This is a genomic window from Streptomyces sp. NPDC050743, from assembly GCF_044456925.1.
Lineage (GTDB): Bacteria > Actinomycetota > Actinomycetes > Streptomycetales > Streptomycetaceae > Streptomyces.
The window spans coordinates 1-11,474 of the sequence record NZ_JBITGJ010000158.1 but is presented as its reverse complement, the minus strand read 5'-3'; the positions used below and the strand labels follow the sequence as shown (position 1 = coordinate 11,474).

The following is an 11,474-nucleotide window of genomic DNA, read 5'->3' as shown; positions in this document are numbered from 1 at the left end:
CCCTGACGGCGATCCGGCTGTCCCTGCCCTGCTCCGCAGGAGTCCGATTCCTCCCCGGCCTGAAGGCCGGGGCATCCTCGGAGGAACCCGGTGAAACGCGATCAGTTGGTGCGGGGCAACAGTGCGCTCGAGGGCAGTCGGTCCGCTGCGCAGATCGGCGGTCCCGCCCTCGGGGGTGCGTTGGTGTCTGTCCTGTCGGCGCCGATCGCTGCCGCCTCCAGCGCGGCGTTTTTCGCGCTGTCGTTCCTGTCGATCCGACGAATCGGCCGCCGTGAATCCATCCCGGAATGCTCGCAGCGTCCTGCTCGGGTCTGGCGGCGGATCCACGAGGGCCTGCGCTTTGTCGCCGGCGACATCTCGCTGCGGACTGTGTGCCTGGCATCAGCCGCGTTCCAGTTCTGCTTCGCGGCTGTGATGACCGTCTATCTGCTGTTCCTGCCACGGGGCCTGCACCTGTCGGGGCACCGTCGTCGGGCTGGCACTCGCGGTGACGGGGCCGGGCGCGCTCCTGGGCTCGCTGCTGGCCGCCCGCCTGCCGAACCGTTTCGGATATGGCGCTGTGCTCGTGTCCGCGGCAGCGCTCGGCGACGGCGTGTTCCTGTTCGTGCCGGCACTGCACGGCTCGTCCGTGGTGACGGTTCCCGCGCTGCTTGTGGTCAACTTCGTCTTCGGGACCTTCAGCCAGCTGGTGAATGTCACGGTCATGGCGGTTCGGCAGACCGTCACTCCGGACGGGATGCAAGGCCGTGTGGCCGCGACGATCAGCTTTGTCGGCATGGGGCTGACCCCGCTCGGCTCGTTGCTCGGCGGCTTTCTCGCGCAAGTGTGGGGGACCCGCACCAGCCTCCTGGTCACAGCCGCGGGTATGCTGCTGTCGCCGGCACTGATGGCCCTGTCCCCACTCGCCCGCCTGGGACGGACCCTTCCCGCCTCACCGGAGACTCCGGTCCCGTCTGGGTGAGGACTCCATCGCCGCGAACAGCCGACACGACTCCGTCAGCGGCTGAGACGTCCCCGGCGATGAGACCGGCCGTGTCGCATGTGCCGTCGGCGTCCCGGGCCGTGCCGGACTCCGGGACTCGGTCGGCTTGCGGACTCAGTCGCCTTCCGGGACCGGGCCGTTCGGCGGGCCCGGCAGGTAGCTCGCCAGGCCGCGCAGGATGATCTCCAGGCCGATGTCGAACCGCTCGTCGGAGGAGTCGGTGACCATCAGCCCGGCCAGGGCGCGCAGGTGGGGGAAGTCCTGGGCGGGCAGGGACGCGAAGTAGTTCTGCATTTCGCCGGTCATCTCGCGCCAGTCGGGGCGGGCCGGCGAGGCATCGCCGTGTTGAGCGGCCCGGTCCCGCCACATGCCCTCCTCCAGGACGAACCCGTCGATGTAGGTGGAGATGAGGTCCCCGGCCTCGGCCGCGATGCGGTCGGGTAGTCCGGCGGTGCGGAAGATGGCGAGCAACGCCTCGACGTGCGGCAGCAGTTCGGCGGTGAAGGGGACGTGTGCCATGGAGATCCTGGCCATGTCCCGGTGGGACAGTAGACGTCGGCGCCAGGCGCGGGCGAAGTCCCGCAGCTGCTCCTGCCAGTGCTCCGGATCGGGTGCGGGCATCGCGTAGCCGGCGAAGAGCCGCGTGTACATGAGCTCCAGGAGGTCGTCCTTGGAGCTGACGTGGGCGTAGAGGGCGGAGACCGCCACCCCCAGTTCGGCGGCCACCTGACGCATCGAAAGGCCGTCGAGCCCGTGTCGGTCCAGCACGGTGAGGGCGGCCTCGGCGACGCGCTCACGCGACAGCGGCGTGCGTACGGGGGCGACGTGGGTGCGCGCGGGGCGTTCGCGCTCCCACGGGGACGGCGGAGGGGGTGCTGGGGTGCCGGCGGCGTCGCTCATAAGGCCAGTCTAGGGACACGGAGAACAGTGTTCTGCCCTGGGTGAGGGGCCTGCCGCGACCGTAAACGCGATATATCTTGTCGCGGGTGAGTAATTGCGCTATATCTTAATGAACGCCGTTCTCTCGGTGAGCGTTGTTCTGCTACGGTGAACACTGTTCTCCAGAGCGCCCGGTCGCCTGTCTTTCTGGGCCGCACCAGCGAGCCGGGCAGTTTTCGTCCAGCCATCCCACCGCGCCCGCGGCACCACGACGCGACGCGGCTTTCTGTGAGGAGTTTCCGATGTCCACCACCGGTGTCGCGTCCGCCGAGACGCCCACCGACTCGCCAGCGCCCTACCGGTGGCGCTGGGCTGCGCTCTTCGTGATCCTCGCGGCCGAGGTGATGGATCTCCTCGACGCTGTTGTCACGAACATCGCCGGCCCCTCCATGCGGGCCGACCTCGGTGGCGGCGCCTCCACCCTCCAGTGGCTCGCCGCCGCGTACACCCTCTCGATGGCCGTCGGACTCGTCACCGGCGGCCGGCTCGGGGACATCCACGGCCGCCGCAGGATGTTCCTGGTGGGAGCCGCCGGCTTCACCGTGGGCTCGCTGCTGTGCGCGGTCTCCATGTCGCCCGAGACGCTGATCGCCGCACGTGTCGTCCAGGGTCTGTTCGGCGCCGTGATGCTGCCGCAGGGCCTCGGCATGATCAAGGAGATGTTCCCGCCGAAGGAGTCGCAGAAGGCCTTCGGCATGTTCGGCCCGGTCATGGGGCTGTCCGCGGTGTGCGGGCCGATCCTGGCGGGCTGGCTCGTGGACGCCGACTACTTCGGCACCGGCTGGCGGATGATCTTCCTGATCAACCTGCCGCTGGGTGCCGCGGCCCTCCTCGGGGCCCTGCGCTACCTGCCCAGGGGCCGGTCCGGCGACAGGCCGCGCCTCGACATCCCCGGCATGCTCCTGGTCTCGCTGGCCGCGCTGCTCATCATCTTCCCGCTGGTGCAGGGCCGTGAGTACGACTGGCCCGGGTGGACGTTCGCGATGATGGCCGCGTCGGTGGCCGTCTTCGTCGCCTTCGCCACCTACGAGTCGCGCCGCAGCAAGGCCGGCCGGGACCCGCTGGTCGTCCCCAGCCTCTTCCGCAAGCGCGGGTTCAGCGGAGGCATGACGCTCGGGCTGGTCTTCTTCTCGACCATGCAGGGCTTCATGCTGGTCTTCAACCTCTACACCCAGATCGGCCTCGGCTACTCGCCGCTGAAGGCGGGCCTGGTGATGGTGCCCTGGTCGGGCGGCATGATCGTCGGTTTCGGTCTCGCTCAGGCTGTCGCCCGGTTCGGCCGGGCCGTGCTCCAGGCGGGCACGGTGGTCATGGCGCTCGGCGTGTTCGGCGTGTGGCTGACCCTCGAGACGGTGGGCAGCGGCGTCGGCCCCTGGCAGCTCGTGCCGGCCCTGCTCGTCACCGGCATCGGGATGGGCCTGCTCATGGCACCCTTCTTCGACATCGTGCTCGCCAGCGTCGAACAGCACGAGACAGGCTCGGCATCCGGCACGATGACCGCGATGCAGCAGCTCGGCGGCGCCTTCGGCGTGGCGCTCCTCGGCACCGTGTTCTTCGGCCTGCTGGGCGGCGGCATCGCCACCGCCGTCGACCACCACTCGGCCGGCCTGCGGGATCAACTGCGCGCCGTGCACGTGGCGCCGGCCGCCCAGGACCGCGTCGTGGCGGACCTGCGGCGCTGCGCCTCCGACCGCGCCGTCGCCAAGGATCCTGCCGCCACCCCGGCGTCCTGTGCCCGCCTGGAGAAGGACGCCCGGTCCGCCGTCACGTCGCCGCAGGCCGGTGCCCGGATACCCGGCGCGCTGGAGACCACCGCGACATCGGCCTTCCGCAGCGGTTTCGGCTCCGTGATGAAGACGGTGCTGTGGATCGTCGACGGCATGCTCGTCCTGACGTTCCTGCTCTCCTTCCTCCTGCCGCGGCACGCACGCCCCGAGGGCTCTGCCGGTCACTGAGCCCCGGCAGCCTCGGCGAGACGAACGGCCGGGCACCACCCAGCGGTGGCTGCCCGGCCGCTCGTTTCCGCCGACACCCGGCCCGACCGGTCCGCAACAGGTCCGCGCGTCCGCACGCCGGACCGGCGTCCCAAAACGGCCGGCGCGGCGCCCCCACCCGTCCGGTCAAGGACAGGAAGGCCACCGGTCGGGGAGTGGGATGGAATCCTTGCCACGTGGTACGCGGTGCTGCTTCTCTTCCCCGACCGTCTGGAGGAGGCGGAGGGGAAGGCTTTCAAGGCTTATCCCGGGCCACTTGTCGCTCACAGGTGAACCGTGGTCCTCATGGGTCGTTTCCGCAGGGAAAGCGGGTAGGTGCTTGCTCTGCCAGGGGTGAGCGACAGGAGATGACATGGACTGGCGCGAATTCGCACAGCAGATGGCGACCATGGCGCGTGATCTGCTGGCCCAGGATTCGGTGGATGCCACGTTGCGGCGGATCACCGGGTCCGCTACGGAGCTGGTCGAGGGCTGCGACGCCGCCGGTGTTCTGATTCTGCGCGGCAAGCGCGTGGAGACTCTCGCCCCGACGGACCGGCTGGTCATCGAGAGCGACCAGCTGCAAGAGCGCCTGCAGGAAGGACCGTGTTTCGACGCGGCCCGCACCCACCTGGGGGAGCGGGTCTTCCGTATCGCCGACTTCGCCTCCGAGCATCAGCGCTGGCCCTCCTACGCGCCCCCCGCCCGGGAACTGGGACTGGGCAGCATGATGGGCTTCCTGCTGTTCACCGAGGACGAGGACCTCGGCGCACTGAACCTCTACTCCTGTCGGCCCGGGGCGTTCACCGAGGTCAGTGAGACGGCCGGCTGGCTGCTGGCCTCCCATGCCGCGGTCGCCTTCTCCAGCGCCCGCACTCACGCCCAGATGGAACAGGCCGTCGCCACCCGCCACGTCATCGGGGAGGCCATGGGCATCCTCATGGGCAGCCACCATCTCACCCAGGACCAGGCGTTCGGCGTGCTGCGCCGCTACTCCCAGGAGCACAACGTCAAGCTCCGCGAGGTGGCCCGCCAGGTGTGCGAAAAGGGCAGCCTGTCCTGACCCCGGTGGGGCGGCTCCGCCGGCACGGTTGCTGAACCGGGGGAGCCTGAGCCCGGCCGGCCCCCAGGGGAGCGTCGCCGACCCGGCCTGCTTACCGAAGTCCCCCACGTGGGGCGATTCATACGTACGGCCCCTCGGGCGGACGGGCAGGTCGGTGCGGGCGAGGCGCGTCAGGTGTCGGCGCCGGCGTTGCTGTGACGTCGGCCGGAGCCGTCGTGCCAGTCCAGGACCATGGTGGTGGCGTCGTCCGGCAGAGAGCCGCCGCACGCGTCGTGGACCGCACCGGTCAGGGCGCGTACCACTTCACGGGCGTGTTCGTCGCGGGTGTCGTGGATGAGGGCGGTCAGGTCGACGGCGGCCGAGCAGCGCTCGGTCATGCCGTCGGTGAGCAGCACCAGGCGATCGCCCGGCTCCAGGTCGAACCGCTGCACCTCGTAGGTGACCGGAACGGGAGCGCCGAACGGCAGGTTGACCCTGACGGCAAGCTCCTCCAACCGTGCCCCGCGCAGCCGCAGTGGCCAGGGGTGGCCGGCATTGACCAGCTCACAGCCACCCGTCTTCAGAGCGACGCAGAGCAGCTGCCCGGTGGTCATGCCGCGGGCGTGCTCGGTGATCGCCTCATGTGCGGCATACGCCTGGCCGAGGACACTCGCACTGGCGCGGCGGGCTCCGCGCAGAGCGCTGACCGTGAGCGTGGCCAGCAGGGCGGAAGCGGTGTCATGCCCCATCGCGTCAGTGATCGACAGATACAGCCTGTCCTGGTCGAGGGCGTAGTCGTAGGTGTCACCACCGATGTCGTCCGCCGGGACCAGACCGCACGCCAGAGTGAACTGGGCCGCCTCGCAGCAGGACGCCGAGGGCAGCAGCTGGTGCTGGATCTCCGCGGCGAGACTCACGGCCGTAGTGCGCCCACCCCAGTGGTAGAGGTCGGTGAAGCGGCGGTCGGTGACCACGATGTACGCGAGCGCGTGCGCTGCCTGCGCCACCGCGTCGCGGACGGTGTCGTCCGTATGCGGCACGACCAGGTCCAGGACGCCGATGCAGTCTCCGCGGTTCGTCACGGGCGCCACCATCCGGCACCCGCCCTCCCCGTCGTCCTCCTGGTGCAGGCACTGGGTGCGCAGCACCCGGTCGTAGACGCTGCCTGCCAGCTCGCATCTCTCCGCCTCGCCGCGCGCCTCCACCGCCGTACCGGTTCTGGGCAGTCGTACGGCTTCCTGCCCGATCAAGTCGACGAACAGGAACGACACCTCTGTCGCCGAGAACCGTTTCTCCAGGTTCCGGGCGACCACGTCCACCGACTGCACCGGCGCGGCGTCCTCCGCCGCCCGCAACACCTCGTCGAGGCCGAAACCCTCACCAGCCACCAAGCCACCTCCCCGATCCGTGCGCCCCGAGTTCCCCCAGCCTGCCTTCGAACGCGCCATCGGAGACCGGACGCGCCACGGCCCGGGAACCTGACAACGCTCGCACGGGGCATGTCCCGCGCGGGGGCATATGCGGTGCGACATCGGGAAACTCGGAGTTCGGACCCCTTGAGGACGCGCGGAAGGAGCGGGACATGAGCCAGGTCAGGACGAGTTCGTCGGATCTTCCGCAGCCGTTGCGGGCCGTCGGCTCCGGGCTGAGCCGCGTGCCCGGAGTCAAGCAGGTGAGCAAGGTCGCCGACAGCGCGGTGGACTGGATCGGAGCCATCTCTCCACGTAACCGGCGGATGGCGGTCTACACCGGAGCCGGGGTGCTCGGCGTCGCAGGGGTGGTGGAATGGCCCGTGGCTCTCGCCGGCGCGGCCGTGGCGTGGCTGACCCAGCCGGGCCCCCGACGAGGCGCGCAGGAAGAGCCGGCCCGAGCCGACAGGATCGGCAACGCTGAAACCGACACGAGCGACAGCAGGCGGCCCGCTGCGGCAGGCCCCGCCCTCGCCTCCGCAGCGTCCACCGACACCTCGTCGCAGCGCTACGGTCCGGGCGACAGGCTGGCACCCTCCCACTTTCACCACGAGAGTCACCCGCACGAGCAACCCGCCAAGGTAGGTGACTCCGCCACGGCCTCGGCGCTGAAGCAGGTCGCGAAAGCCTCGGCACACCACCGGGAAGCAGACTCCCCCAGCGGGCATTCGGCAGAAGACCAAGCCCTCTAGAGATCAAGCCCTCTAGCCGGCCGTGGCGGACGCCGAGGGAACACGCGGCAGGCGTGTGGCGGCTGCTGGACAGCCGCCACACGACTTGACTCAGCGCCTCTGCTCTGGCGCTGCTTCGCGGGTTCTACTGATTCGGCTTGGCCGCGCTGATGTCACCGAGCGCCGACTCCGCATCCCGCTCGATCGCCATGTCGCCGAGGGAGATGATGCCCACGGGATGGCCCTCCTCGACGACCGGCAGGCGGCGGATGGAGTGCTCGCGCATGAGTTCCACCGCATGATCGAGGTCCTCGTCCGGAGTCACGATGACAAGATCGTCACTGCAGGCCGAGGCCACGGTCTTCTGCTCCGGGTCGCCGCCCTCCGCCAGCGCACGTATCACGAGGTCGCGGTCGCTGACCAGGCCGCGCAGCTCGTCGCCCTCGGTGACCAGGACGGCGCCGATGTTCTCGTCGCGCATCTTCTGGGCCACCGTTGTCACGGACGTCTGCGGTTCCACCGTCACCATTTGGCTGGTCATGATGTCACGTACATGTTGAGCCATGACGCCTCCTCTTACCGGCTCCGCTGCGCCGACCGGGTACCCGGCGCGCACCCTCCTGCACCTTGCGCCGGACCGGGCGGCGATGGAAAGCGGCCCCCGTGGCGTGGAGTGTGGCAGAGCATCCGATTCCGGTCAGTCTCTGCGGGAACGAGGCAAGAGCGGGGATGGAAACCCACGCGGTGCGGCGATTCGGGCCAGCCGACCGGATTCTCGTGGCGGCGTCCGGCCGGCTCGTCCTCGGCAGGCATCCGGCAGCCTCCTACCTCGGCCCGCAGCCGGTCCGTCGGATGGGCGGACCTCCATGCTCGCGGCACACATGCCGGCCGAAGCTCAGCCGGCCGTTGGGGCCAGTGCTTCTTCGGCCTGGCGGATGCGCCACTCCTCGATGCTTTCCTGCTGCCGCCGGGCGCGTTCGAGCAGGGTGTCGAGCCGGGCAGGGTCCAGGCGCCCGTCGGCCGCGCTGAGGCGGCGCAGAGTCTGCCATCCGGCCGCCTTTCCCTCGACCCCCAGCCGCAGGGCTTCCAGATCCCATACGGTGCCGAGCGGCGAGCGGCGTACCAGGCGGCCGTTGAGCTTCAGCCGCCCCGCCTTCTCGCCCGCCCAGCCCGCGCACACCTTGTACCGGCGAACGGGAACGCCGAGATCCCGCATGATGTCCAGCAGCGCTGTCCGGTCCTCGGTGATCTCGGCCGCTACGGGCCCGAGCGCGCGGCCCAGCGCAGAACCGCCGGCGGTGCGCACAAGGCGGGCGGCACGTTGGGTGCCGGCGGTGGCGCCGGCGAGGTGGTCGTTGAGATAGATGCCGAGCAACTTCATGTCGGTGCCTCGGACGGCGGGGCGGCGCTTGTGAGCTTCCGGATGCGCAGGCGCGTTCATCTTGCAACCTCCTTCGGTGGCTGCGGGGCCGAGTCGCGGGTACGCGCCCCGCGATGGTCCCAAAGCCCGAGCGTCTATGGGCGGATGACGGCTCGTACGCAGCCGTCGTCGTTGTACCGCTGGCCGTACTGGCATCGGCCCCCTGGACGTCGGCCATTTCGCTCGCTGCCGGCGGCATCGCGATGGCGCTGCTGTTCCGTCTCTTTCCATGGCTTCTACGGCGGCCGACCGGGGCACGGAACTGGCCGTACGGCTCACCGCGGCGGGGCTTGACGCCACCCGGTCCGCGCCCGCCGGGCCGACCGGTGTCGACCCGCGCCGGCACCTGCGCCTCGCGCTGCGTGAGGCCGGCCAGGCCGTGGTTGCATGAGCGGGCGATGAGCCGGCCCCCGGCTCCGCCGCCGATGCCAGCCGCGGTCAACTCGGCACAGGTGCGGCACATGCGCGGAACGGCGTGCGGGTGTCGGAGAAGAAGGCTGCCGGGAGGATGACGACGCCACGGACCCGTAGCGCGCCGGACAGGTCGGTGCGCAGAGCGTCGAGCCGACGCTCGCACTGCCCGGCTCATGCGGGAGAGGAGTGCGGTGACGAGGAGACGGTGACGACCGACCCCGTCGACGGGCTGGGCGGCGTCCACGGCGGGGCCAAGGAGGCGACCAGGGTGCTCGCCACAAAGTTGGCCCGGACGAACAGCAAAGTCCAGCGCGCTGCGCTCACGCTCTGCCGAAGGCCGGCACCCCGCCGGTCGAAGCGCGGCCGCAGGCGGACGCCGGCCGCGGCGTACGGAATCAGGGATTTCCCGAGTCCGCACGGGTCGCCCCGCGCCGAGGCCGAGAGCCATGAGTCAGGACGGGGGCTGGAGAACTTTGTCAATGACGTAGATGGTGGCGTTCGCGGCCTTGATGTTGCCGCAGACGATGTTCGCCTTGCCGTTGACCTTGAAGGTGGTGCCCGAGCCCGACGTGGTCAGTTTGCTCCCTTCCAGCGTCGTGAAGGAGCCCTTGGAGAGTTCGTTCGGGGTGATCTGCTTCTCCACGACGTGGTAGGTCAGCACCTTCTTCAGCTGCCCCTGATTGCTGAGGAGCTTGTCGAGCTGCGACAAGGTCACCTTGTGGAAGGCTTGGTCGTTGGGAGCGAAGATCGTGACCTTCGGTTTCCCGTCGAGGGTGCCGCTCAGCTTTGCTCTGACCGTGGCTGAGACCAGCTGGCTGAGCTGTGGATATGCGGACGCAGCCTCTACGACCTTGTCCTTGGCCGTGTTGGCCTCCTGTGAGAGCGCCGAACAGCCGGGACCGAACGTCCCGGACGGACTGGGAGACGCATCCTGTGCACGGCTTGGCGACGCCAGACCTCCCAGCGCGAGCGGGATGGCGATCAGAGCTGCCGCGTTGGCCTGTGCTGCACGCATACGGGTGAACCTCATCGCACCTTCCTCCCATGGAGGCGTGTACAACTGCAGAGGTTTGGACTGCGGAAGCCTACGTTTCCGCTGGGCGGGGTGAGGCGGCTGTCGCACCACGGGCTTGAGCCGACGTCACCCGGCCACTACTCAGCGAGCGTATCCAGCAGGTGCCGTTGACCGCATCTCGAAGCCGGGACGCGGTAACCGTCCCGCCCTGCTGGACCTCGGCCTACCCGGGCTTGCCGAATTGGCTCCGCCGGGTTCTGCAACCAGCGCCAGACAGCCGCGCGTTGGGGCCCCAACTGAGCCTGCCGGCCTCCTGCGTACCGGGTCCGTTCCCAACGGGTGGCCACCTCAGAAGCGGCCAGTTCGTCCACGTTCAGGTCCGGGGCGACGTGCCGGGAGAATGCCACGACTTGGTCGTGCCGCAGTAACGGCAGCGCAGTGCGTTGTCCATAGCGTTCCGGATCTTGCACAGCGATTTCGTTACCGACGAGGAGCAGGAGTGGCTTCGGACGAGCCGCTTCCACCGGCACGCTCCCCAAGGCGCACATCAGTGGGCCGGGACTACGCGTGGCACACGCCGCCGTTGACCATCCGGGTGTGGCGTGCGACCACCGGGCGCGCGCTCTTGGCCAGGGACTTGACGCGCGGGTTGGTGCCCGAGGCGATCACCTTGTCGATGAGCGCGAGGGTCTGCACGTGGGCGGGGTACTGGGCCTTGAGCCACGCGGCATCGTACGCGGCCGTCCCGGCGTGGGACTTGAGGGCGGCGGTTTGCCTCAGCTGCGCGCCCGTTTGCCCGGACGGCAGTGCCACCCCGAGTTGTGCCGCGGTCTTGACGACCCCGGCATCGAGGGTGCGGTGGTCGCGGATGAAGTCGGCGGCGACCCGCTTGACGCAGGCGGTGGTCGCGGCGCTCTGAGCTTGCCGGCTGACCGTGATCTCCCACAGGTTGCCCTGGTGGGCTGCGGTCAGGAGTTGCCTGTCCAGGGCGGAGACCGCCGATGGCGAGACCGTCGTCGAAGCGAGAGCCGGGAGCGTCGTGGCGCCTGTGAGGCACAGGGCGGCGGCGCAGACGGCGGTGAAACGGGCAGCGGATCGAGTCGTGTACATGAGTCCTCCACAGGTCGCACGTGCAAGCCCCGACGAAAAAAACCATCCTTATTGCTCGAAGGGTGAGAAAGCGGGCCTATGACATGATTCACCCGGTTGAGTTCCTCGGCAACCGAGGACCCCGCCTTCGTACTTCTCCGTGCCGCTTCACCGGGTTCCTCCGAGGATGCCCCGGCCTTCGGGCCGGGGAGGAATCGGGCTCCTGCGGGGCGGGGCAGGGATAGCCGGATCGCCGTCAGGGCGATCCGGCGTCCGCCCCGCACGGCGGTGACGTCGCCCACCTTGATCGAGAACTCTCAACTGTCAGTGGTCTCGGGTAGGTTCGGATGCATGACGACAGAGGTGACCACGAAGGAGACCGGGCATGCCCGGTACACCTTCCGTGTGCGCCTGTCGAACACGGCCAGGCGCCGGCTCGAAGCCGAGTGGGATCGCTGCC

General features: G+C 69.6%; 10 protein-coding genes and 1 pseudogene. 5 read left to right on the top strand and 6 right to left on the bottom strand.

Annotation, left to right across the window (positions count from 1 at the left end; all coding sequences use genetic code 11):
• Nucleotides 1-90 precede the first annotated feature (90 nt).
• Nucleotides 91-961: pseudogene (locus ACIBJF_RS48760) on the top strand (MFS transporter); the annotation flags it as partial.
• A 135-nt stretch (nucleotides 962-1,096) separates the two neighbouring features.
• Here ACIBJF_RS48760 and ACIBJF_RS48755 read toward each other — a convergent pair.
• Nucleotides 1,097-1,882, bottom strand: coding sequence for a TetR/AcrR family transcriptional regulator (locus ACIBJF_RS48755; RefSeq protein WP_399184338.1), 786 nt, complete (start codon nucleotides 1,880-1,882; stop codon nucleotides 1,097-1,099).
• A 281-nt stretch (nucleotides 1,883-2,163) separates the two neighbouring features.
• On the opposite strand from ACIBJF_RS48755, the gene ACIBJF_RS48750 reads away from it, so the two are divergent.
• Both ACIBJF_RS48750 and ACIBJF_RS48745 read left to right on the top strand, forming a co-directional pair.
• Nucleotides 2,164-3,876: an MFS transporter gene (locus tag ACIBJF_RS48750; RefSeq protein ID WP_399184337.1), complete on the top strand. Its 1,713-nt coding sequence runs from the start codon at nucleotides 2,164-2,166 to the stop codon at nucleotides 3,874-3,876.
• Between the two features lie 391 nt (nucleotides 3,877-4,267).
• A complete protein-coding gene (locus ACIBJF_RS48745; RefSeq protein ID WP_399184336.1) occupies nucleotides 4,268-4,957 on the top strand; it encodes a GAF and ANTAR domain-containing protein in 690 nt (229 codons plus the stop codon).
• A 170-nt stretch (nucleotides 4,958-5,127) separates the two neighbouring features.
• Here ACIBJF_RS48745 and ACIBJF_RS48740 read toward each other — a convergent pair whose 3' ends face one another.
• Nucleotides 5,128-6,324 (bottom strand): PP2C family protein-serine/threonine phosphatase, encoded by a 1,197-nt coding sequence (locus ACIBJF_RS48740; RefSeq protein WP_399184335.1) that lies wholly within the window; start codon nucleotides 6,322-6,324, stop codon nucleotides 5,128-5,130.
• 194 nt (nucleotides 6,325-6,518) lie between these two features.
• Between ACIBJF_RS48740 and ACIBJF_RS48735 the strand changes: the two genes are divergently transcribed.
• Entirely contained in the window at nucleotides 6,519-7,097 is a 579-nt protein-coding gene (locus ACIBJF_RS48735) for a hypothetical protein (protein WP_399184334.1), read from the top strand.
• Nucleotides 7,098-7,221: 124 nt separating this feature from the next.
• Here the strand turns inward: ACIBJF_RS48735 and ACIBJF_RS48730 are convergent, their stop codons facing one another.
• Both ACIBJF_RS48730 and ACIBJF_RS48725 read right to left on the bottom strand, forming a co-directional pair.
• Nucleotides 7,222-7,641 (bottom strand): CBS domain-containing protein, encoded by a 420-nt coding sequence (locus tag ACIBJF_RS48730; protein WP_399184333.1) that lies wholly within the window; start codon nucleotides 7,639-7,641, stop codon nucleotides 7,222-7,224.
• 330 nt (nucleotides 7,642-7,971) lie between these two features.
• Nucleotides 7,972-8,517, bottom strand: coding sequence for a hypothetical protein (locus tag ACIBJF_RS48725; RefSeq protein WP_399184332.1), 546 nt, complete (start codon nucleotides 8,515-8,517; stop codon nucleotides 7,972-7,974).
• Between the two features lie 208 nt (nucleotides 8,518-8,725).
• On the opposite strand from ACIBJF_RS48725, the gene ACIBJF_RS48720 reads away from it, so the two are divergent.
• The gene (locus ACIBJF_RS48720) at nucleotides 8,726-8,887 is read left to right on the top strand and encodes a hypothetical protein (protein ID WP_399184330.1); all 162 of its coding nucleotides are present in this window, start codon (nucleotides 8,726-8,728) and stop codon (nucleotides 8,885-8,887) included.
• 474 nt (nucleotides 8,888-9,361) lie between these two features.
• Here ACIBJF_RS48720 and ACIBJF_RS48715 read toward each other — a convergent pair whose 3' ends face one another.
• Together ACIBJF_RS48715 and ACIBJF_RS48710 are read right to left on the bottom strand one after the other, a co-directional pair.
• A complete protein-coding gene (locus ACIBJF_RS48715; protein WP_399184328.1) occupies nucleotides 9,362-9,940 on the bottom strand; it encodes a fasciclin domain-containing protein in 579 nt (192 codons plus the stop codon).
• 546 nt (nucleotides 9,941-10,486) lie between these two features.
• The gene (locus ACIBJF_RS48710) at nucleotides 10,487-11,035 is read right to left on the bottom strand and encodes a DUF4142 domain-containing protein (RefSeq protein ID WP_399184327.1); all 549 of its coding nucleotides are present in this window, start codon (nucleotides 11,033-11,035) and stop codon (nucleotides 10,487-10,489) included.
• Between the last annotated feature and the right edge of the window lie 439 nt (nucleotides 11,036-11,474).